Source organism: Nosocomiicoccus sp. HMSC067E10 (genome assembly GCF_001810835.1).
Taxonomy (GTDB): Bacteria; Bacillota; Bacilli; order Staphylococcales; family Salinicoccaceae; genus Nosocomiicoccus; species Nosocomiicoccus ampullae_A.
The window spans coordinates 38,317-59,887 of the sequence record NZ_KV802751.1 but is presented as its reverse complement, the minus strand read 5'-3'; the positions used below and the strand labels follow the sequence as shown (position 1 = coordinate 59,887).

Annotated in this window: 21 protein-coding genes; 2 read left to right on the top strand and 19 right to left on the bottom strand. The window is 39.0% G+C overall.

Annotation, left to right across the window (positions count from 1 at the left end):
* Positions 1-466: 466 nt before the first annotated feature.
* The 13 genes from HMPREF2767_RS02075 to gmk form a co-directional block, all read right to left on the bottom strand.
* Positions 467-1,171 (bottom strand): DUF554 domain-containing protein, encoded by a 705-nt coding sequence (locus HMPREF2767_RS02075; protein WP_070622454.1) that lies wholly within the window; start codon positions 1,169-1,171, stop codon positions 467-469.
* 11 nt (positions 1,172-1,182) lie between these two features.
* Positions 1,183-1,788 carry a thiamine diphosphokinase gene (locus HMPREF2767_RS02070; RefSeq protein ID WP_070622453.1) on the bottom strand — a complete coding sequence of 202 codons (606 nt, stop codon included), beginning with the start codon at positions 1,786-1,788 and terminating at the stop codon, positions 1,183-1,185.
* 3 nt (positions 1,789-1,791) lie between these two features.
* Positions 1,792-2,436 (bottom strand): ribulose-phosphate 3-epimerase, encoded by a 645-nt coding sequence (gene rpe / locus HMPREF2767_RS02065; protein WP_070622452.1) that lies wholly within the window; start codon positions 2,434-2,436, stop codon positions 1,792-1,794.
* Positions 2,436-3,299 carry a ribosome small subunit-dependent GTPase A gene (rsgA, locus tag HMPREF2767_RS02060; protein WP_070622451.1) on the bottom strand — a complete coding sequence of 288 codons (864 nt, stop codon included), beginning with the start codon at positions 3,297-3,299 and terminating at the stop codon, positions 2,436-2,438. Before rsgA ends, rpe begins: the two co-directional genes overlap by 1 nt.
* Before the next feature lie 100 nt (positions 3,300-3,399).
* The gene (locus tag HMPREF2767_RS02055; protein ID WP_070622450.1) at positions 3,400-4,668 is read right to left on the bottom strand and encodes a cytochrome P450; all 1,269 of its coding nucleotides are present in this window, start codon (positions 4,666-4,668) and stop codon (positions 3,400-3,402) included.
* Between the two features lie 81 nt (positions 4,669-4,749).
* On the bottom strand, positions 4,750-6,678 hold the full coding sequence (pknB, locus tag HMPREF2767_RS02050) for a Stk1 family PASTA domain-containing Ser/Thr kinase (protein WP_070622449.1): 1,929 nt from the start codon (positions 6,676-6,678) through the stop codon (positions 4,750-4,752).
* Between the two features lie 2 nt (positions 6,679-6,680).
* A complete protein-coding gene (locus tag HMPREF2767_RS02045; RefSeq protein WP_070622448.1) occupies positions 6,681-7,409 on the bottom strand; it encodes a Stp1/IreP family PP2C-type Ser/Thr phosphatase in 729 nt (242 codons plus the stop codon).
* Positions 7,410-7,421: 12 nt separating this feature from the next.
* The gene (gene rsmB / locus HMPREF2767_RS02040; RefSeq protein ID WP_070622447.1) at positions 7,422-8,714 is read right to left on the bottom strand and encodes a 16S rRNA (cytosine(967)-C(5))-methyltransferase RsmB; all 1,293 of its coding nucleotides are present in this window, start codon (positions 8,712-8,714) and stop codon (positions 7,422-7,424) included.
* Positions 8,711-9,649, bottom strand: coding sequence for a methionyl-tRNA formyltransferase (gene fmt / locus HMPREF2767_RS02035; RefSeq protein WP_070622446.1), 939 nt, complete (start codon positions 9,647-9,649; stop codon positions 8,711-8,713). The genes rsmB and fmt overlap by 4 nt, the downstream gene beginning before the upstream one ends.
* Positions 9,650-9,657: 8 nt before the next feature.
* Entirely contained in the window at positions 9,658-12,033 is a 2,376-nt protein-coding gene (priA, locus tag HMPREF2767_RS02030) for a primosomal protein N' (RefSeq protein WP_070622445.1), read from the bottom strand.
* The gene (coaBC, locus tag HMPREF2767_RS02025) at positions 12,033-13,220 is read right to left on the bottom strand and encodes a bifunctional phosphopantothenoylcysteine decarboxylase/phosphopantothenate--cysteine ligase CoaBC (protein ID WP_070622444.1); all 1,188 of its coding nucleotides are present in this window, start codon (positions 13,218-13,220) and stop codon (positions 12,033-12,035) included. The genes priA and coaBC overlap by 1 nt, the downstream gene beginning before the upstream one ends.
* Before the next feature lie 54 nt (positions 13,221-13,274).
* Positions 13,275-13,478, bottom strand: coding sequence for a DNA-directed RNA polymerase subunit omega (rpoZ, locus tag HMPREF2767_RS02020; RefSeq protein ID WP_068128850.1), 204 nt, complete (start codon positions 13,476-13,478; stop codon positions 13,275-13,277).
* The gene (gmk, locus tag HMPREF2767_RS02015; RefSeq protein WP_070622464.1) at positions 13,478-14,101 is read right to left on the bottom strand and encodes a guanylate kinase; all 624 of its coding nucleotides are present in this window, start codon (positions 14,099-14,101) and stop codon (positions 13,478-13,480) included. Before gmk ends, rpoZ begins: the two co-directional genes overlap by 1 nt.
* A gap of 127 nt (positions 14,102-14,228) precedes the next feature.
* On the opposite strand from gmk, the gene HMPREF2767_RS02010 reads away from it, so the two are divergent.
* Both HMPREF2767_RS02010 and HMPREF2767_RS08665 read left to right on the top strand, forming a co-directional pair.
* Positions 14,229-15,929 (top strand): Rqc2 family fibronectin-binding protein, encoded by a 1,701-nt coding sequence (locus HMPREF2767_RS02010; protein ID WP_070622443.1) that lies wholly within the window; start codon positions 14,229-14,231, stop codon positions 15,927-15,929.
* 81 nt (positions 15,930-16,010) lie between these two features.
* Positions 16,011-16,247 (top strand): hypothetical protein, encoded by a 237-nt coding sequence (locus HMPREF2767_RS08665; RefSeq protein WP_148128987.1) that lies wholly within the window; start codon positions 16,011-16,013, stop codon positions 16,245-16,247.
* Between the two features lie 168 nt (positions 16,248-16,415).
* On the opposite strand, the gene pyrE is transcribed toward HMPREF2767_RS08665, so the two are convergent.
* From pyrE to HMPREF2767_RS01980, 6 genes are read right to left on the bottom strand one after another with little or no spacing between them, the layout of a single operon-like run.
* A complete protein-coding gene (gene pyrE / locus HMPREF2767_RS02005; RefSeq protein WP_070622442.1) occupies positions 16,416-17,024 on the bottom strand; it encodes an orotate phosphoribosyltransferase in 609 nt (202 codons plus the stop codon).
* Positions 17,024-17,716, bottom strand: a complete 693-nt coding sequence (pyrF, locus tag HMPREF2767_RS02000) for an orotidine-5'-phosphate decarboxylase (RefSeq protein WP_070457614.1) — start codon at positions 17,714-17,716, stop codon at positions 17,024-17,026. Before pyrF ends, pyrE begins: the two co-directional genes overlap by 1 nt.
* Positions 17,717-17,725: 9 nt before the next feature.
* Positions 17,726-18,628, bottom strand: coding sequence for a dihydroorotate dehydrogenase (locus HMPREF2767_RS01995; RefSeq protein ID WP_068128860.1), 903 nt, complete (start codon positions 18,626-18,628; stop codon positions 17,726-17,728).
* Positions 18,625-19,374 (bottom strand): dihydroorotate dehydrogenase electron transfer subunit, encoded by a 750-nt coding sequence (locus tag HMPREF2767_RS01990; RefSeq protein WP_070622441.1) that lies wholly within the window; start codon positions 19,372-19,374, stop codon positions 18,625-18,627. The genes HMPREF2767_RS01995 and HMPREF2767_RS01990 overlap by 4 nt, the downstream gene beginning before the upstream one ends.
* 13 nt (positions 19,375-19,387) lie before the next feature.
* Positions 19,388-20,650, bottom strand: coding sequence for a dihydroorotase (locus HMPREF2767_RS01985; RefSeq protein ID WP_070622440.1), 1,263 nt, complete (start codon positions 20,648-20,650; stop codon positions 19,388-19,390).
* Positions 20,616-21,533, bottom strand: a complete 918-nt coding sequence (locus HMPREF2767_RS01980; protein ID WP_070457606.1) for an aspartate carbamoyltransferase catalytic subunit — start codon at positions 21,531-21,533, stop codon at positions 20,616-20,618. Before HMPREF2767_RS01980 ends, HMPREF2767_RS01985 begins: the two co-directional genes overlap by 35 nt.
* Positions 21,534-21,571: the final 38 nt, after the last annotated feature.

The window sequence follows — 21,571 nt, the reverse complement described above, 5'->3', positions numbered from 1 at the left end:
TGTTAAAAGCGTTGTGCGTTCGTTGACAATTAAAGTTTTTGCGTGCAATTATCTAGGCACCCTTTGACGTATTCGAGAGTTGTGTAAAATTAAATTTATTTCGTTCACGCAACAGGCGTTTCCGTTAAAGGCACCTTCGTTAATTTAACAAGATTAAAAACCGAGCTGCTGTTTAACAGCTTTTCATCTTAAAAAATAGTGGCGGCAAGATCGTTTTCGGTTTAATTTAACGCAAATGCTGTTAGCGTTAAAAGAGTTCGTGTTAGTTTAACGCAAAACGCTTAATTGTCAACGTAACGAGATGGTCGTTTACAGAAATCGAAGTTATGTTAAATTATTTAAAATCTTTTTACGCAAATCCCTTTTGTGTAAACACCCTACCTATTTCGTGTACAATTACGCTCTCAACCAACCCAACCACCACGCCACAAGATGAAAAAAGACGAACTCTGAATTATAGTTCGTCTTATCTAAAGAAACTCATGATATATATGACGAGCATCGCAACAAATATCGCTGGGATCATGTTTCCGACACGTGTTTTTGTGATGTTCATCATGTTTAAACCGATCGCAAAGATAATGACTCCTCCAGTTGCGCTGACTTGTTTTGTCATCGTTTTTAATACGTCTTCTGGTATGAAGTGCGCAAATCCTTTTGCGCCGAGTGTAATGAGTCCTTCATATAAAAATGTAGGAATACCAGCAATGATGACGCCGAGTCCATATGTCGTTGTCATAACGAGTGCGATAAAGAAATCCATAAATGATTTCGTGTATAAGACTGTATTGTCTCCACGCATCCCAGCGTCTAGTGCTCCGACGATTGACATCGCTCCGATTATAAATATCATCGTACCAGAGACGAGTCCTTGTGAGATGTTTCCTGCGTTTTTATCGCCTAGCTTAAATTCGAGCCAATGTCCGATACCGTTTAGTTTATCTTCTAATTTTAAATACTCACCGATCGTCACCCCGACGATTAAACTCAACAGCGTAATAATTACGTCTGTTGAAGCAGAAATCATCTGAATTCCAAGGGCAATAATAACGAGACCTTGTGCTTTTAAAATTGAATCTTTCACATGTTCGGGGATAAAAGTAAATATTAACCCGAGTGAACCACCGATAATAATGGCGAGCCCGTTGACGAGTGCACCAAGTAATATCATACTTTCATCTCCTAACTTCTGTCGTTTGAATAAATCGCGATTATTGGTAGATTCGTTACAACCGTCGCAACGTCACTTGCAAATTCATTAGATACTGTTAACGTACTTCCAATAGACGTAATGACTTCTCCATCATACTTAAATCCGACTAATTTTAAAACTGTGTCGTTAAAAATTGGTATAAAAGAAATGTACTTATATCCGAGATTTTGTAGTTCACGACTACCTTCAACTTTAAATATAATATTTAAATCATTGATCAGCCTGACGTCGACGTCTTTAAATTTCTCGTTTAAAAGTAGTTGAATATTCATTAACTCATGATCAATACGGTCACCTAATGCACCGTATACGTCGATTTTTTTGTAACCTTTATCGACAAGATCAAATAACGCAAGCTCGCTATCCGTATAATCCTTTTCACTGTTGACTGCATGAATGTCAAGTTTTGATTCAATGAAGTCGCGTTCTTCGTCGTTCACAGAATCGTAATCACCGTAACAAAATTTCGGTGTAATACCAAGTTTAAGTAACTGATACACTCCGCGGTCGACCCCGACATAATCTCCAGAAATTTTTGGAACGCTCACTTCTCTCATCACTACGTTAGCTTTCATATATTAACCTCTAAGTTTATCAATCGTCTCTTTTGTATTATCTGCTTTAAATAAGTACGATCCACTCACGAGTAAATCTGCACCCGCTTCACGGCACACGCGTGCGGTTTCATCGTTCACTCCGCCGTCTACTTCAATTAAATAGTCATAATTTTCAATCGTACGAATAGAATCGAGTTCTGCAATCTTTTTAACACCAGATTCGATAAACGACTGCCCACCAAATCCTGGATTCACTGTCATGACGAGAACGAAGTCTACGATGTCTAACAGATACTCAACATCTTTCACTGGCGTTTGTGGGTTTAAAACGATGCCTGCTTTCATGTTGTTGTTTTGGATATGCGTGATTAAGCGATGTGCGTGCGGCGTTGCTTCAATATGAAACGATAAATATTCAACACCCATATCGCGAAACTCTTCGACGAACTGCTCTGGATCTTCTGTCATTAAGTGAACGTCTAGTGGAATATTCGTTTTTTTACTAATCGCTTCACAAACAGGAATACCGTATGAAATATTCGGCACAAATTGTCCATCCATAATATCTAAATGGAAAATATCCGCACCTGCTTCTTCCATTCTCTTCATTTCACTTTCTAAATTTAAAAAATCACTCGCTAGTAATGATGGTAATACTTTAACCATTAATATCTCTCCTTGTAATTCGTCATTTCTTCGTATATTTGTAAGTAACTGTTGTAGCGACTTTCTTTTATATCACCATTATTCACAGCATCTTTTACGGCGCATTTCGGTTCGTTAATATGGACGCATCCTCTAAATTTACAGTCGTCTAGAAAAACGTTAAATTCTTTAAAATAAAAACGTAAATCCTCTTTGTCGATATGTGTAAAATCAATCGTAGAAAATCCTGGAGTGTCTGCGATTTGACCGTTGTTTTTATCGATCAGTTCAACATGACGTGTCGTATGTTTTCCGCGATTTAGCTTTTCACTAATTTCATTTGTTTCTAAGTTTAAGTTTGGAAGTAACGTATTTAATAACGTACTTTTCCCGACACCCGTTTGTCCAGCAAGGACCGATAACTTATCTGGGAATATATCTTTTAATGATTCATTTACCGTGTCTTTTTCTGTAAAGTACACGTCATACATATCATATGTTTCTTTTATTTTTTTGATTAATTCTTCATCGTCATTTAAATCGTTTTTAGTAACGATTAAAATTGGCGTAATATGATTAGATTCACTATATGCTAAAAATCGGTCTGTTAAATAAAAACTAAAGTCCGGATTTTTTATGCTCACTGTAATGAGTAGTTGATCGACGTTAGCAACTTGCGGACGGACTAAACAATTTTTACGTGGATGTATATGAGTAATCGTTCCTTCTTTTACGTTGTCCGCTTCAAAATCGACAATATCTCCAACTAATGGACTCTCTTTACGTTTACGGAATATTCCACGCGCTCTTGTTTGATATACTATGCCGTCACTTTTAACGTAATAAAAACCGGCAAGCGCTTTTACAATTTTACCTGTTTGCATAATGCCTCCTAAAATTTTCATCTAAATAAATTATAACAAACGTTTATATTTAAGAAACATAAAAAATCCCTCTAAACATTTTTGTTTAGAGGGAAATATATTAGAAACGATCCACTTTTTCTCTAACGTTGTTGATGACCATACCACTGTTAATGTAACCAGGGATACTGTTTAAGTCGATTGTTAAGTCTTGCTCTGGAACGTCCCAAGTGATTTCGTTTGCGAAGTATTTCATAGTTTCTTCCATGATGATGATTGTGATCCACTCACCTGCACAACGGTGGTTAGTCCAGTAGTCTCCGCCACCTTGTGGAATCATATCAAATGGTGATCCGTCCCAGTCTCTAAAACGTTCTGGAATGAATTTGTTTGGTTGATCCCATAACTCTTCACTGTGAAGCGTACCGTAAACGTCGATTACGAGACGTTGGTCTTTAGGAATCGTTACACCTTTATGTTCCACTTCTACTTTCGTTTTACCAGGTAAGAATGGAACGAATGGGTAGAATCTTCTTACTTCTTGAGCGAACATGTACGGATAATCTTCTACCGTGCTCATTTTACGAATTGCTTCTGGGTGTTCGTAAAGTGCAAGTACACCGTATGATACGAAACGGTTAATTGCAATTAATGGACGGAACGTGTTCATGAGGTCGATACCTGCAAGACGTGAATCCATTTGATTACCTTCATAGTCTCTCCAGTGTGCTAACTCATATAATGATGAGCCTTTTGGAGGATTAATTTCACCGTTACGTGTTTTAATGATTTGATCTTCTAACCAGTCTTCAACACGTTTACGCGCATCTTTAGATGATTTGTAACCTTTGAACGCATTACCGAGACCTTTGAATGAGTCGATCATGATATCCATGTCTTCTGCGATTCTTTCGATTTCTTCTTCTGGAGCAGTTACTCCCGCCCAGCGCATACCAATACGTGTTAATAGAACGATAGATTCGTGGTAAACGTTAACGTCTCCCATCGCTTCCATACGCGCTGTGTTAGCTTTCCAGTAGTTACGTGTTAATTTACGTACATACTCTAAGTTTCCTTCAGTCATTAATGACATGAATAGCGCTTTTCTGTCGATATGTTGTTTACCAGTTGTCGTGTGGATCGCACCTTTACCGAATAAAGTGTTTACAACACGCTTAGGTAAACCACCTTCACGTTCGATTTTGTCGTTATCGTAGAATAGTTCTGCCCCTTCTTTTCCACTTAAAACGACGTAGCTTTTACCACCGAGTGCACGTGTTTCAAACACTTCTGCACCTAGGCGTTCTCTTTGATTTGTCGTATAAAGGTAGCCTTGTTTAAATACTTTTAACGTATTATCTAGACCTTTATCTCTTTTAATTTTTGCCATTGTTTTCATCCTCCAAATTGAAGTCTTCCTTTTTATTATAGATAACATTTTTTATAAACGCCAATATTTCAATAAATTTATTTAATCATTTTTGATTTTTTCTTCTAACACTTTTTTACCATCGACTTCGATACGATAACCACCTGATTCACCTTCTTCTAGGACGAGGTTAATCGTGTACGGTGTGTCTTCAAAGATCACAAACTCTTCCTCGACGTCATCGATGTTTCGTGTTTTATCTTCGATATAGACTTTTACTTTTTTCGTTTTTTCTTTCTTGTCTTTATCTTTAGAAGTATCCTCTCCAAATGGAATCGTCACTTTAAATTGATATTCTTTTGCTTCTTTTGGCGCTTTACCTTTAGACACTGTTAAATTAATTGGAGAGCCTGGTAAAAACGCACCGTAACTTGGGTCTTGAGACACTACGATCCCTTCGCCGTATTCGTCACTATGGATTTCATTCACACTGTTAATTATAAATCCGTTGCCTTCGAGTACTTGTTTCGCTTCCTCGAACGGTCTTCCGACGAAGTTCTCTATTTCTATCGGTTCAGGACCTTGAGATACCGTTAACGTAATCGATTCTTCTTTTGGAATAATTTTTGTGCCTGGTTTTATCGATTGTTCGATAACTTTATTTTTATCGATTTCACTTGAATATTCCTCTTCGATATTAACAGAATTAAATCCGAGTTCTTCTAATTTCTTTTTAACGTCATCGATTGATTTTTTCGTAAAGTCTTCCATTTCATATGGTGGTTCACCGTCAGACACATTTAAGTCGATCGTGTCTCCTTCTTTTAAGATAGCACCGGATTTTGGAGACGTATTAATGACGTGATCTTTTTCAATCTTTTCGTTATGTTCACGTGTAATATCACCGATCACGAGGCCTGCTTCTTCGAATTTTTGAACTGCTTCGTCAACATGCATACCTTGAACGTTTTCTACAGTGACTTCTTTCGGTGTCGATTTTAAGAATAATGCACCTAGTGCACTACCACCGATTAAAAGCAGTAATAGTATTACGATAATCGGCCATATACGACGTTTCTTTTTAGTCTCTTCTTTTGGTGGTTCTGTCTGTTCTGGCTTTTTGTTCTTAGGTTTTACCGGAACTGGTGCAACAGGTGCTACTTTCACTTTGTCCTTATCGACTTTTTTAGGTTCATTATTCGCTTTATACGCATGTGTCATATTTTTGTAGTCAAGTAAATCACGAATTACTTCTGACGCGTCACTATAACGGTCGTTCGGTTCCTTTTCGGTACACTTATAGACGATGTTTTTAAGTCCTAGTGGTACACCTTCACGCTTATCGTCGATGTTTGGCATTGGTGACTGTATATGTTGAAGCGCTACGGATACTTGAGTTTCAGCTTGGAACGGTAATTCTCCCGTAATCATTTCGTATAACATGATTCCAAAGCTGTAAAGGTCCGCACGTTCATCCGCATGCTTTCCTTTTGCTTGTTCTGGTGCAATGTACTGAACAGAACCCATCACTTGGTTCGTTTCAGTAAGCCTTGTTTCAGATAAAGCTTTCGCGATACCAAAGTCCGTAATTTCTAACTGACCATCTTCATCGATTAAAATATTTTGCGGCTTAATATCTCTATGGATAATTCCACGGTTATGCGCGTGTTCGATACCACGAAGCGTCATAAGTGACAGTTCTACGATTTTGTCATATGGCAGCGGCTTGTTTTCATCGATATATTGCTTTAAATTCGGACCTTTAATGTATTCCGTGACGAGTACGTGGTATTCACTCGTATCATCGACGTCGATCACTGTAACGATGTTTGGGTGGTTTAATCGTGTTGTGTTTTGTACTTCACGCTGGAAGCGTTGCATCATTTTTTCTTTGTTATACGGATCTGATTTTATCAATTTTACGACGACTTCACGGTCTAATATAATATCATCGGCCAAATAAACTGAACTCATCCCACCGCCTAAATATTTTTTAAGGCGATAACGATCTGAAATGATGTTTCCTTCCATTACTATTCACCCGCCTTTAAGTCGACGACGATAACGCTGATGTTATCTTTCGAGTCATTTTTTTCAGCTTTAGCTACAATTTCATCTGCTTTACTTTCGTTTTCATACACAATTTTATGAATCGTTTCATCGTCCACTACATCTGTCACGCCGTCACTCGTTAAAACGATATAATCATACAGATGATTTTTTAAACGGAATAAATCCGGCTGAATGAGTCTTGTTGTACCGAGTGCTTTCGTTACGATATTTTTTTGAGGATGAGATTTTGCTTCTTCTTTTGTAATTTCACCTGAACTGACGAGCATATTAACAAACGTATGGTCGTTTGTGATTTGGCGTATTTCTAACTTTTTAAGTGCATACGCTCTAGAATCTCCGACGTTAAATACGTAAATCATTTCATCTAAAAATGCTGCTAAAACGAGTGTTGTTCCCATATTTTTAGACTCCGTATTTTCGTTTGAATAGTCATATAACTCGCGGTTCGTTTGAATAATTAAATCTCTTAAAAAATCTTTGCCGTCGTCTGGTTTAAAGTAGTTCGTCTCTTCGAACGCTTCTTTAATTTTAGAAGCGACAAATTTTGAAGCGACTTCACCATGCTCATGGCCACCCATACCGTCGGCAATTAACGCGATTTTTTGACCGGTTTTATTTTGAAATACGTAGGTCGTATCTTCGTTTAAATTACGGTAACTCCCACAAATACTTTTCTCATAAAATTTCATAGCTGTCCTCCCTCACAGTTTCTTAAATTTAGCGATAAAGAAACCGTCTGTATTCAGTTCATGGGGGAGAATTTGACGCATGTTTCCTTTGAATTTAAACGGTGGAATTTCAAATTCGTCAAATTCTATATCCGTCGACTGTTTTTTAAATGTATATGCGACGTTTTCATTTTCCATTTGATGCAGTGTACATGTCGAATAAACGAGTGTACCGCCACGTTTTAAATACTGTTTGACGTGATTTAAAATCGATAGTTGAATGTCAACAAGTGTGTTGATATCTTCTTCACGGACGTTGTACTTAATTTCAGGTTTACGTTTTAAAACGCCGAGCCCTGAACACGGTGCATCTACGATTATTTTATCGTACATCGTATCATAATCGTCTTTCGTTGCATCTTTTAGCATTACATTTAAATTCGTATGTTTTAAACGTTTGCTTTCATTTTTGATTAATGTCAGTTTATGTTCAAATACGTCTGAAAAATCGACGTGTCCATTCATATTTTCTAGTGCGTGGAATCCTTTCCCGCCAGGCGCACTACATGCATCGAGTATCGCTTCTTTTCCAGTTGGATCTAATGCATAATTGACACACATCGAACTCGCATCTTGAATACCAAATAATCCATCTTTATAGGCTTTCGTTTCCGTTAGCCCTCCACCATAAACGATGACTGCATTTTCATGAATAGAGCTTTTCTTAGCAGTCACTCCTTCGTCTTGTAGCTGTTTAATTAGTGCCTCACGCGTCGTTTGTTTCTTGTTTACGCGGACGTACATGTTTGGTCTCTCAAGTAGACTTTTTGCGATATTTTCAGTGTTTTCGACTGAATGATGTTTTAATAGATGTCTGACGATCCACTTCGGTAGTGAGTACTCGATTGATAGCCTCGTCGCGTCGTTCTTAATATCGCTGATTTTTGGTTTTTCTTCACGTAAGAAACTACGTAAAATACCGTTAATTTGACGTGAACTCTGTAGTCCACCACGCTCTTTAGCAATTTCAACCGCTTCATTGATCACTGCGTAACTCGGTATTTTATCGAGATATTCTAATTGATATAGACTGATGACGAGTAAATCGCGTTGCCAACGTTTTATTTTCGTTTGTATGAGTGGGCGTAAATAATATTCGAGCGTTAATTTCCTCGAAATCGAACCGTACAAAATCTCTGTGAGTAACGCACGGTCTTTTTGTGATAATTCGTTTTCCTCGATGATTCGATTTAAAACGATATTTGAATACCCACCGTCATGAATGACGTTTGAATACGCATCGAGTGCTAATTCTCTTACTGTCATACGTCTTCACCGAGCACGTCGCCAATTAAATCACTATTATTACGAATATATTGACCTGCGTTTATACGTTTTCCGCCTGCAGGTTGGACTTCTGTAATTTCTAAGTCAAAATCATTTGTCGCAACTAAAAATCCGTCTTTCGTTTCTTTTATAATCGTCCCTGGCTTTTCTGTCGACTGTTTTTCTGTCAATTTCGATAAATATAACTTCAGTCGTTTACCATTTAACAATGTATAACTTCCCGGGAACGGGTTTAAACCCCGGATATGGTTAAACACTTCTCTAGACGGACGGTCGAACGTAACGAACTCATCTTCTTTTTCGATGTTTGGACTAAACGTTTTTAAAGCGTCGTCTTGAGGTGTACGTGAATTTGTTTTGTTTAAAATATTTGGTAACTCATTTATCAGTAATTCCGTACCGATTTCACTTAAACGGTCGTGAAGCGTACCGACTGTGTCACTATCTTCGATGACTGTTTCTTGCTGCGCGATGATGTCTCCCGCGTCTAACGCTTTTGCCATATACATTAATGTGACGCCAGTTTTTTCATCGCCTTCAATTATCGAACGGTGAATCGGTGCGCCGCCTCTATGTCTAGGTAAGAGTGACGCGTGAACGTTAATACACCCGAGTTTTGGTATGTTTAACACGTCTTCACTTAACAGCTGACCGTATGCGGCTGTAACAATAATATCTGGGTCGTATGATTTTATTTTTTCAATCGATGAAGTACTACCGATAGCCTCCGGTTGGAATACTTCTATGCCAAGCGTTGCCGCTTCTTTTGCGACTGCAGGAGGCGTTAAAATTTGTTTTCTGCCGACCTTTTTATCGGGCTGAGATACGACGAGATCAACTTCGAACGTCTCGTGTAGCGCTCTTAAAATGGGAACAGAGAAATCTGGCGTTCCCATAAAAATTATATTTGCCATAGTTTCACCTACATAATATATTCTGGATCAACATCGATTCTTAACGATGTTTGTGTCTTTTGATATTCCTTACTATAGTTATTATCCAGTTCATGGAGTACTTTAAACAGTTCTGGCTCACTTTTATATTTTAATATTATTTGGAACCTATATTTGTTTTGGATTCTCTCGATTGGAGATGGACTCGGTCCAATTAAAATCGAACGATTCGACACGTCTTTTTGAATGACTGTGTGAATGTCACTCGCTGCTTTAATGACGCGGTCTTGATACTCGCTTGAAATTGTAAATAATACGTGGAAGTAATACGGGCTATACCGTGCGAGTTTTCGATATTCCATTTCTCTTAAGTAAAACGAACGATAGTCATTTTCTTTTGCGAATTGGATCGCGTAATGATCTTCGTTATACGTTTGGAATATCACTTCTCCTTCAACGTCTCCGCGTCCTGCGCGCCCGGATACTTGAGTGAGGAGTTGAAACGTACGTTCATTTGCTCTAAAATCCGGTAGATTTAAAATCGTATCTGCATTTAACACTCCGACGAGTGTGACGTTTTTAAAATCTAACCCTTTCGCAATCATCTGTGTGCCGAGTAGTATCGGAATATTTTCTTTTTCGAACGTGCTTAATAGCTTTTCGTGTGCACCTTTGTTACGCGTCGTGTCGATATCCATTCGTACGACGTCGACGTTATACGTATCGCGCAATATTTCTTCTATCTTTTGTGTTCCTGTCCCGCGAAGACTTAAATCGTGTTCACCACACGCTCCGCATTTTGTTGGCATCGGCTCTTCGTATGCACAGTAATGACACATCAGTGAATTGTTAGATTTATGATACGTTAAGCTGATGTCACAGTTTGGGCACATCGGAACGTGACCACAGTTTTGACAGACTAAAAAGTTCGCATATCCTCTTCGATTGAGTAGCAGGATCATTTGTTCATCTTTACTTATTCGGTCTCGAATTTTCATGTCGAGTTTACGTGAAATGATTGACGTGTTGCCGTCTTCTCGCTCTTTAACCATACTGACGATTTCTGGAGTTGGAACGGTTTGTTCCGTCGGTCTTTCTGTAAGTTCAAGTCTCTGATACACGCCGACTTCACTTCGGGCGTATGACTCGATACTCGGTGTTGCAGAGCCAAGTATTAACGGACAGTTATAATACTCCGCGCGCCACTTAGCAACGAGTCGTGCGTGATAATACGGGCGTTCGTTTTGTTTATAAGTCGACTCGTGTTCTTCATCGATAATAATACACCCGACGTTTTGAAATGCCGCAAACACGTTACTTCGTGCGCCAATAGAAATTCGAGCACGCCCTTCACGTATTTTACGCCACTCATCATATCGTTCACCGTGACTTAACATCGAGTGAATCACTGCAACGTCGTCACCAAATCTCGATTTAAAACGCTGCACCATTTGTGGAGTAAGTGCAATTTCTGGGACCATCATAATCGCATTTTCACCGCGATTTAATACTTCTTCGATTACTTGTAAATACACTTCTGTCTTTCCGCTTCCAGTGATTCCATGTAATAAAAACGTTTCGTGTTCATCGTTATCAATCGATTTTTTAATCGTGTCAAACGCGTGTTGTTGTTCAGGCGTTAGTATCTTTTTATCGTCTTGATAAAATACTCGCCCTTCATATGGATCGCGCTCGACTAATATATCGATTTTTTTACAAAAGCCGTTATCGACGAGTGCGTTAATGACTCCTATAGAGTATCCTTCTTCTTCGATTTGTTCATACGTTAACGGGCCACGGTCTTCGACGAGTTCGAGTAACTCGATTTGTTTCACTGCTCGACTCGATGGTTTTATATCTAAATAATTTGATTCAATCCCTCGACGTGTCTTCTTTTTCGTATGCTGAGAAAATTCTTTTTCTTCAATAATTTCTTTAGAGTTAATAAACGGCATTAATTGTTTTAAGTCGTTCATATCGAGCAGTTTGACGTCGATTTTTTCATCGTCAAACTTTTTAAATGTTTCTCTAGCAATTGTGGACGCGTCATTACTTAGTTTTAATACAGATCTCGATTTCATTTTTAACGCTGCAGGGAGTATTGCTTCAATGACTTTTATATGTCGTTCGACGTAATAATCTGCGAGCTTTTTACTTAAATGAATAAGTTCTTTCGTAAGTACTGGGTAGACGTCCATAACTTTTTGAATTGGTTTAATTTTCGAAGGATCTAAGTCTGTCTCATTTTTTACCTCGACGACAAATCCTTGAATCATTCTCGGGCCAAATGAAACGAACACTCTAGATCCCGGTTGTATTTTATCTTCTAAGTGTTCAGGAATTTTATACGTAAAGAGACGATCGACGTTCTTATTGCTAATCGCGACGATGACTGATGCGTACATTATAGGTCCACTCGCTTTACGATTTCGTCGACGATTTTGTCTGCGATTTCTTGTTTCGTCCCGTAGTTTAACTGTGTTTTATCACCTGTTTTAAAGAACATCGTAATCTCGTTAAAGTCACTATTCATACCGATTGACGTGTTTGATACGTCGTTTAAACAAATTGCGTCGATCTGTTTTTTCGCTAGTTTTTTTAGCGCATTTTCTTCGACGTTATCCGTCTCAGCAGCAAATCCGACGACGTACATATCGTCCGTATTGTGTCCGACATATTTTAAAATATCTGTCGTTTCTTTTAACTCAATAGCGTCAAGTGTATCTGTCTCTTTTTTAAGCTTTTTTGTCGCTACGTGTTTTGGTGTGTAATCAGATACTGCTGCAGAAAATATACCGATATCATTGTCTAAATTATTTTTGACCGCTTCAAACATTTCTTCAGTCGATTCAACTTGAATAACATTGACACCGCTCGGCGGGTCAATACTGACTGGCCCACTCACGATTGTTACAGTCGCACCTCGATTTTTAAACGCTTCAGCGATACTGTAACCCATCTTTCCACTCGAATAGTTCGTTAAATATCTAACGCTATCTATTCTCTCTCTTGTCGGACCTGCTGTTACTAATACGCGTTTTCCTTTTAAATCTTCATTTAAAGATAAAATACGATTCATCTCCGCGATGACCGTTTCAATACTCGCTAGTCTACCGTCGGCATTATATCCACATGCTAAAAAGCCAGTTTCGCTATCGACAAAATGATAACCGTCTTTTTTTAAGATGTCGATATTACGTCGCGTCGCCGGATGATTTAACATATTAACGTTCATTGCCGGCATAATCATGACGGGTTTCGTATTTGCCGCGAGGACGTTCGTTAACATATTGTCGTATATCCCGTTTGCGAGTTTACCGATCGTATTTGCCGTTGCGGGTAACACTAAAATAATGTCTGCCCATTCACCAAGTTTAATATGCGCAATTTCAGCTGGATTTTCTTCTTTAAATGTATCCGTATATACGTGATTTCGACCAATCGCTTGAAATGCGAGTGGTGAGACGAATTGTAACGTATTTTCTGTTAAAACAACTTTAACGTTATGACCGAGTTGCGTGAGTTTGCTCGTTGCATCAATTGCTTTATAACTCGCGATTCCACCAGTTACTCCGAGTAAAATATTTGCCATAATATCACCTCTAATAGTAAAGAAAAGCTGACAACATACATTGTCAGCTTCACATTAGTCCTTACGTGTTACGTGTTTATCTGCGATTTCTTCGAGTGCCATACCGACAGTCTTTTTAGACCTATATCCTGTGTCTCCACCGAACACCGCATATTCAGGATGGTCTTGTAATTCTCTTGCACGTTTTGCCGCCATAATGACGATCATATATTTTGAATTTTCGTTTTCTTTTAATTCATGAAGTGACGGGTATAACATTACTCCTCTACCTCCAACAGTAATTTTCTTAAATGTCTTTCTACTTTTGAGCGTCTTAAATGATTTGCTTCTACAATGCATCGAATTTTTCGTTTTGCTTCTTCGATAGAATCATTGACGACAACAAAGTCATATAAATTCATAAGTGTTAATTCTCTTTTTGCTTCGCTAATACGGTGTTCGATAATCTCGTTAGAGTCTGTGCCACGACCGACAAGACGCGACTCTAACTGTTCGATTGACGGTGGTGCTAAAAAGATAAATAGCGCTTCAGGGAATTTGTCGCGCACTTGTTTTGCACCTTCAACCTCGATTTCTAAAAATACATCGTGGCCTTGTTCCATCGTTTGATGAACAAAATCAACCGGTGTCCCGTAATAATTTCCAACGTATTCCGCATATTCAATAAATTTATCTTGTTCAATTAATTGCTCAAATTCTTCACGCGATTTAAAGAAGTAGTCGACACCGTCCACTTCCCCTTCACGTTTATCACGTGTCGTCATTGAAATTGAGTATTTAAAGTTCGTTTCTTCATCTTCAAACAATGCTTTACGCACTGTTCCTTTTCCGACCCCAGAAGGCCCAGAAAGAACAATCAGCAATCCTTTATCGTTTGTCATTCGCAGTAAACCTTTCATTAAAGTGATTATTCTTAACTTTACCATAATCATGAGATAATTTCACTATAAGTTAGACGGTGTTATAATAGATAAAGTACATTTTCTGAAAGATAGGAGTGCAATGATTATGGCACTTGACGGAAATTTTATACATGAACTCATGAACGAATTTACTCCACTGAAAGGTGGACGTATTAATAAAATTCATCAAATCGATCCGTATACAATTATATTAAAAATACGTGCAGAACGTAAAACACAAACACTTTTAGTGAGTTGTCATCCGGGTTTAGCACGCATTCATTTTACAAAAGAATCTTACGAAACACCGTTTGAACCGCCGATGTTTTTACGCATGTTGCGTCGTGATTTAGAGTCTGGAATTATTAGAGATATTAAGCAAGTCGGTAATGACCGCCGTATTCATATGATAATCACAAACCGAGACGAAATCGGTGACGAAATCGAACGAGAGCTCATCATTGAAATTATGGGTAGACATTCGAACATCATTTTAACGGATGATCATAAAAAAATCATTTTTGCGATGAAGCACATATCAATCTCTGAAAACGAGCGCCCGATTCAACCAGGGTTACAGTACGAGGCACCTCCAACGAAGAAAAAGTTAAATCCTAGAACTGAAGAAATTAACGACTTACCAAAATATATTGACTTTAACGGTGGGAAACTGAATCGACAAATTTTAAATAACGTCGAAGGTGTGAGTTTACAATTTATTGAAGAAGCTGAGCACCGTGTAAAGTTCTGGAATATCAAAAATATCGTGAGTGGCATTGAAGAGACACTGAGTGCTTTATCTTTAAATCCGACATTGTACATCGGTGATAGAGATGCGTTTTACTATAGCGAACTCGAGACTTCAAATCATCAATATGATGAAAAAATCCACTTCGATACGCTCTCAGAATTACTCGATGAATTTTATCATTCAAGATATATTAAACAAAATATAAAACGACAAGCGAATGATTACTTGTATGTCATCGAGCAAAATTATGACAAAACAAAGCGTAAAATCGAAAAGTTAAATGAAGATATCGAAGAGTCTCACCGTAAAGAGGACTATCAAAAGTACGGTGAATTGCTGACGGCATACATGCACGAGTTAAAACCGTATAGCGAGGAAGCGAAAGTCTTCGATTACTATGAAAATAAAGAAATTACGATTCCGCTAAAAGTGCACTTATCACCTGCGGATAATGCACAAAGATATTATCACTTATACAATAAGATGAAAAACCGAGAAATTGAAGCGGAAAAGCAACTCGAAATTGCGAAGATGGATTTAAATTATCTCGAGACGTTACTACATCAAATGGAGAGTATTTCAACTACCGAAGAGGTCGAAGATATCCGTGAGGAACTGATGTCAGAAGGAATCATCAAAGAGAAGAAGCGCAGAAAGCGTAAGAAGAAGCATGCGGTTCATCTTAATAAATATAAAACGACAAACGGTTTAACGGTCCTCGTCGGTAAAAATAATACGCAAAATGATTATTTAACAAACCGACATGCGAGTAAAAACCATCTGTGGTTCCACGTCAAAGATATGCCGGGAAGCCACGTCGTCATTACGCATGTTGCTGACGAAATCACTGAAGACGATATAATGGAAACTGCGAAAATCGCTGCGTATCACTCAAAAGGAAAAGAATCACAATCAGTCCCAGTCGATTACACAGAAATCCGACATGTCAAAAACATCCCAGGCACAAAACCCGGGTTCGTCACGTACACCGATCAAAAAACAGTGTACGTCACACCGGTAGAACGAGAAATCCGTCTAATGGAAGATACGGAATAGTTTATTATCTGTCTGAGTGGGAGTTCGGGTGCTTTATCGTCTGTGCGTTTGTGATTGTGCAGTTTGCGTCGGTGAGATTGGATGTTCACCGATGATTCAGTGATTTGCGTCGGTGAGATTGGATTTTCGCCGACAATTCGGATTATCGTCGGCGAATGGATTTTTTCACCGTCGCAGAACGGACTTTCGTCGGCGAATTTTTTATTCACCGACGGGAAAGACAGTATCGTCGGCGAAAAACCCGAAACTCAAAATTTCACCGACGATTCGACCGTTACCGTCGGCGAACTGAATTTTCACCGACGATTTCCTTATTAGCGACGGTGAACTTTTCATTTCACCGACGATTCAGCTTATCGACGGCGAGTCCGGTCTTTCACCGACGATTCCCGCATCCAAACGTACGAAATCACATCAACCACCCATCAATACGCACCAAAACACACCAAACAAAAGAAGAACTCGGCATCGCCGAGTTCTTTCATTTTATAAGTTATCTCTAAAGTTTTTAACGACTTCGATGTCCGCTTCACTGAGTCTGTTTGTTTCTTCGCATAGTTCAAGCATTTCATCGATTGTGCTTAAACTTGCGTATTCTAATCCTGCTGCTTCAAAGTTTTCTTTTAGTACGTCTAGTTCATAACTAAATACACTCATCACGGATATGACTTCAGCGCCTGCTTCTTTTAAAGCGTCTGCTGCTTTTAGGCTAGAACCACCTGTTGAGAATAGGTCTTCGATCAAGATCACTTTTTTACCTTCGACGTCGCCGCCTTCTATTTGTTTTCCTGCACCGTGCTTTTTCTTTTCACCGCGCACGTACACCATCGGTAAGTCGAGGCCTGCTGCTAAAAATGCTGCGTGCGGAATGCCAGCTGTTGCTGTACCGGCGATAACTTCAACGTCGCTATAGTTTTCTTTAATCTTTTCAATGAATAACGTAATAAGTTCTTTTCTCTCTTTCGGGAATCCTATCGTTTTACGGTTATCACAATAGATTGGAGATTTAATGCCACTTGCCCATGTAAATGGATCGTTCGGTTGAATTTTAACCGCTTCGATATCTAATAAAATTTCTGATACACGTTTACTCATTATTTCCCCTCCCACATTGCTTTGATTTTATGATAACTTTCAACTGGATTATCTGACTGAGTAATCGGGCGACCTACTACGATATAGTTTGAACCGAGTCGTCTCGCTTCGTCTGGTGTTACGATACGTACTTGGTCGTCTGTTTGACTCTCTTTTAGACGAATCCCCGGTGTAATTGTTAAAAAGTCTGGACCAATTTTTTCGTGTAGCATTTGACTTTCTAATGGAGATGAAACAACTCCATCTAAACCAGCGTCGTATGTGAGTTGTGCTAAGTTTAGCACTGAATCTCTTAACGATAATTTTGACTGAAGTTCGTGTTCAACCATATGTTCGTTCGTACTCGTTAACTCAGTAACCGCAATACAAATTCCGTCTGGATTATATTCTTTAAAGCTTTCGTTTGCACGTCTCATCATTTCACTTCCACCGCGTGCATGTACGTTTACCATCTGTACGTCTAAACGTCCAAGTCCTGCCATCGTACGTGACACAGTGTTCGGGATATCATGAAGTTTTAAATCTAAAAACAAATCATGTCCCATCGCGCGAATTTCTTTAATGACGTTATGCCCTTCAAGCATATATAATTCCATTCCAACTTTAACGTATAGTTTTTCATCGAATTGTTTTAAGAAGTTTTCGACCTCTTCATAACGATTAAAGTCAAGTGCAATAATTGGTGTATTCATTGTATCCTCCTAGAGCGTTCTCCCTTTTAAGTCGTGTATATGTTTAATGTTGTGTTCTTTTAAGTATGCTTCAAGTCCGTCTATTAATTTCGGACAAGTCATCGGATCTGTGAAGTTTGCTGTACCAACTGCGACCGCATCTGCTCCGACTGAAATATAGTCGATGACGTCTTGCACGTCCGTGACGCCACCCATCGCGATGACCGGCATATCTGGTAATGCTTTTTTCACTTGGTATACCATGTTTAACGCAACCGGTTTAATTGCTGGGCCAGATAAACCACCCGTAATATTACTAATAATCGGTTGGCCATTATTATCAAGTCTCATACCGACGAGTGTGTTAATCATCGTAAGACCATCACATACATCTTTAACTGCCATCGCCATATCGACGATTGACGTGACGTTTGGTGAAAGTTTAACGTATACCGGCACTTCTGACACTTCGTATACTGCTTTAGTTAAGTTATACGCCATCTCAGGGTTCGTACCGAACTGGATTCCACCTGCTTTAACGTTTGGACAACTAATGTTTAACTCTAAAGCATGCACGTTTTTCGCTTTTGAAATACGTTTTGCAACTTCCACATAGTCTTCGATTGTCGTTCCAGCTACGTTAGCGATTAACGGAACATCGAACTGTTCTAAATATTTAAGCTCATGTTCTAATACGTGATCTAAGCCTGGATTTTGTAGTCCAATCGCATTTAACATGCCTGAATCTGTTTCAGCTACTCTCGGTGTTGGATTCCCTTTACGTGGTTCAACTGTTGTCGCTTTAATCATAATCGCGCCGAGTTTAGAAAGGTCATAAAACTGACTGTACTCTTCGCCAAAACTAAAGCAACCAGAAGCTGGCATAATCGGATTTTTTAAAGAGAGACCTGGTAATTCTACGTTTAAACTCATAAAATGATCTCTCCTTTTTTAAATACTGGACCGTCGACACATAATTTTACTTGTGTCCCGTCTTCTTTATCAGCAACACATGCGTAACATGCACCAAATCCACATCCCATACGCTCTTCTAATGAAATGTATCCATCCATATCTAACGTGTCACTTAACACTTTTAACATCACTTTTGGTCCACAAGAATAAAATTTATCGAACTTTGTATCTAACGTGTCGATGACGTCTGTGACAAAACCTTTTGTTCCGTAGCTACCATCGACTGTTGCGATATATGTGTCTCCGTAACGGCTAAATTCTTCTTCATAAAAGACTTCACGTTTAGAACTAAAGCCTAATACGTGTGTCGTTTTTACGTCGCGTTTATGTAATTGCTTTGTTAACTCAAGTAGTGGTGGTACACCAATACCTCCACCGACGATTAATACGTGATTCGCCTCTTCTACTGGGAAACCATTTCCAAGAGGTGCTAACACATCTACGTTGTCTCCAGCTTTTAATTTCGATAATTCTGTAGTCCCTTTTCCACCAGCACGATATACAATTGTAAAAGTCTCATTGACAGCATCAACGTCCGATATAGATATCGGACGTCTCAGCATAAACGCCGAAGTCTCGTTTACACGAATATGTGCAAACTGACCTGGCGTTTTCATTTTACTTGTAATCGGGCCATGGATCACCATTTTGTATATGTTATGTGCAATTTCTTCTTGAGATTTTACACTGAGTAAGTGATTCATGTCGACACTCCTATTATTTTTCGTAGACGATTTTACCGTCGCAAATTGTCATGAAAATATCTGACTCTAATTCCTCACCAATAAATGGTGAGTTGCTTGCTTTAGATACGAATCCATCTTCAGTAATCGTCACGTTATCCTCTAAATCAATCACTGTTAAGTCAGCAGCTTTTCCTTCTTTAATCTCACCGCTATCTAAGTTAAAGACGTTACTTGGTTTAACTGTCATGAAATCTACAAGTTGTTGTAACGTGAATACACCTGTTTTAACGAGCTTCGTATAGAGTAATTGGAACGCATGTTCAATGCCAACAATTCCAAATGGAGCTTTCGCAACACCAGCTGCTTTTTCATCTTTATGATGAGGTGCATGGTCTGTTGCGATAAAGTCAATCGTACCGTCGAGCAGGCCTTCAATTAATGCTTCACGGTCATCGCTACCACGAAGTGGTGGGTTCATTTTGAAGTTTGGATCGAGTTCAGTAAAGTCACTTTCATCTAACACTAAGTGGTGTGGTGTCACTTCTGCTGTCGCTTTAATGCCTGCACGTTTTGCGTCGCGAATGACACGAACTGATTCTTTTGTAGACACGTGACAAACGTGGTAGTGGCATCCTGCTGCTTCAGCAAGTAATACGTCACGTGCGATTTGTGTAGATTCTGCAAGACTTGGAATTCCTTCGACGCCGAGCCTTTCTGATACGTCACCTTCATGAACCGCACCAGTCCCTGCAAGTGAGTTATCTTCAGTATGTGCAACGATCGGCATATTAATCGCTGCTGCTTTTTTCATAGCTTCATACATAACTTTTGCTGTTTGGACACCGACACCGTCATCAGTAAATGCGAATGCACCGTGTGCTTTTAACCCGTCAAAGTCGACGAGATTTTCTCCGCTTAACCCTTCAGTAATCGATACGTATGGTAATACGCGAATAACAGCATCACGCTCGATAATTTCGTTTACTTTGTCGAGTGTTTCAACGCTATCGATAATCGGATTTGTATTTGGCATCGGACATACTGTCGTAAATCCTCCACGTGCTGCTGCTAAAGATCCTGTTTTAATCGTTTCTTTATGTTCAAATCCTGGTTCTCTAAAGTGAACGTGAACATCGACGAGTCCTGGTGTTAATAACTTACCGTTTAAGTCGATTACGTCGTGACCTTCTTGCTCGATTGAATCCGCAATTTTTGTGATAATACCGTCTTCGATTAATACATCTTTTGTGATGAAGTCATTATCTAACAATAACTTCGCTTGTGTTAAAAGCACTAGATTTCTCTCCTTCAAGAACTCTTTCTAAAATACTCATTCTGATAAATACACCGTTTGCCATTTGTTCGAAGATAACACTCTTATCTCCTTCTACACATTCGTCAGTAATTTCTACACCGCGGTTCATTGGTGCTGGGTGCATTAAGATTGCATCATCTTTCATGCGTCGAACGCGTGCTTGGTTAATACCGTATCTTTGGTTGTACTCGATGTTTGATAATAACATTTTTCTGTCGTGACGTTCGTTTTGTACACGTAACATCATGACGACGTCACATACTTCAATCGCTTCGTCTAATTCCATGTAAGGGACTCCGAGTGAGTGATCTTGGTACTCTTCTGGACCTGAGAAGTAAACTTCTGCGCCCATTTTACGAAGTGCTGTTGCGTTTGATTTCGCTACGCGTGAGTGTACGATGTCTCCAACGATTACGATTTTTAACCCGTGGATTCTACCGTGGTGTTCGTAAATTGTCATCATATCGAGTAGAGATTGTGATGGGTGACTTCCGCTTCCGTCTCCACCGTTTACGATTGGAATGTTAATGCCTTCTAATTGTTCGTAGTACTTATTATCAGGGTGTCTAATGACAAGTGCATCTACACCGATTGCTTCAAGTGTTTTACACGTGTCGTATAACGATTCACCTTTTTGAACTGCTGATTGTGACACTTCAAAAGGAATTGCGTGCATACCAAGTCTAAATTCAGCCATTTCGAAGCTTGATTTTGTACGTGTTGACGTTTCAAAGAATAAGTTACATACCGTTTTGTCTGTGTCGAATTTTTTGTAGTCGCCTTTTTTGATTTCTTGTGCGCGTGAAATAATTTCGTAAATCTCTCTTGGTGATACGTTGTCCATTGATAATAAGTTTTTCATAGTATATACCTCCGGTTTTAAGATTATTGTAGGAGTAG

Coding starts and splice junctions, on each gene's coding strand:
- HMPREF2767_RS02055 (WP_070622450.1), bottom strand. CDS start 4,668: ATGGCAAAAATTAAAAGAGATAAAGGTCTAGATAATACGTTAAAAGTA.
- HMPREF2767_RS01990 (WP_070622441.1), bottom strand. CDS start 19,374: ATGAATCACTTACTCAGTGTAAAATCTCAAGAAGAAATTGCACATAAC.
- fmt (WP_070622446.1), bottom strand. CDS start 9,649: ATGGCAAATATAATTTTTATGGGAACGCCAGATTTCTCTGTTCCCATT.
- HMPREF2767_RS02045 (WP_070622448.1), bottom strand. CDS start 7,409: ATGAAATTTTATGAGAAAAGTATTTGTGGGAGTTACCGTAATTTAAAC.
- rsgA (WP_070622451.1), bottom strand. CDS start 3,299: ATGCAAACAGGTAAAATTGTAAAAGCGCTTGCCGGTTTTTATTACGTT.
- rpoZ (WP_068128850.1), bottom strand. CDS start 13,478: ATGTTATACCCGTCACTTCATGAATTAAAAGAAAACGAAAATTCAAAA.
- HMPREF2767_RS02070 (WP_070622453.1), bottom strand. CDS start 1,788: ATGAAAGCTAACGTAGTGATGAGAGAAGTGAGCGTTCCAAAAATTTCT.
- pyrF (WP_070457614.1), bottom strand. CDS start 17,716: ATGAATACACCAATTATTGCACTTGACTTTAATCGTTATGAAGAGGTC.
- HMPREF2767_RS01995 (WP_068128860.1), bottom strand. CDS start 18,628: ATGAGTTTAAACGTAGAATTACCAGGTCTCTCTTTAAAAAATCCGATT.
- pyrE (WP_070622442.1), bottom strand. CDS start 17,024: ATGAGTAAACGTGTATCAGAAATTTTATTAGATATCGAAGCGGTTAAA.
- HMPREF2767_RS02010 (WP_070622443.1), top strand. CDS start 14,229: ATGGCACTTGACGGAAATTTTATACATGAACTCATGAACGAATTTACT.
- HMPREF2767_RS08665 (WP_148128987.1), top strand. CDS start 16,011: ATGTTCACCGATGATTCAGTGATTTGCGTCGGTGAGATTGGATTTTCG.
- rsmB (WP_070622447.1), bottom strand. CDS start 8,714: ATGACAGTAAGAGAATTAGCACTCGATGCGTATTCAAACGTCATTCAT.
- coaBC (WP_070622444.1), bottom strand. CDS start 13,220: ATGGCAAATATTTTACTCGGAGTAACTGGTGGAATCGCGAGTTATAAA.
- pknB (WP_070622449.1), bottom strand. CDS start 6,678: ATGGAAGGAAACATCATTTCAGATCGTTATCGCCTTAAAAAATATTTA.
- rpe (WP_070622452.1), bottom strand. CDS start 2,436: ATGGTTAAAGTATTACCATCATTACTAGCGAGTGATTTTTTAAATTTA.
- priA (WP_070622445.1), bottom strand. CDS start 12,033: ATGTACGCATCAGTCATCGTCGCGATTAGCAATAAGAACGTCGATCGT.
- HMPREF2767_RS01980 (WP_070457606.1), bottom strand. CDS start 21,533: ATGAAAAACTTATTATCAATGGACAACGTATCACCAAGAGAGATTTAC.
- gmk (WP_070622464.1), bottom strand. CDS start 14,101: ATGACAAACGATAAAGGATTGCTGATTGTTCTTTCTGGGCCTTCTGGG.
- HMPREF2767_RS02075 (WP_070622454.1), bottom strand. CDS start 1,171: ATGATATTACTTGGTGCACTCGTCAACGGGCTCGCCATTATTATCGGT.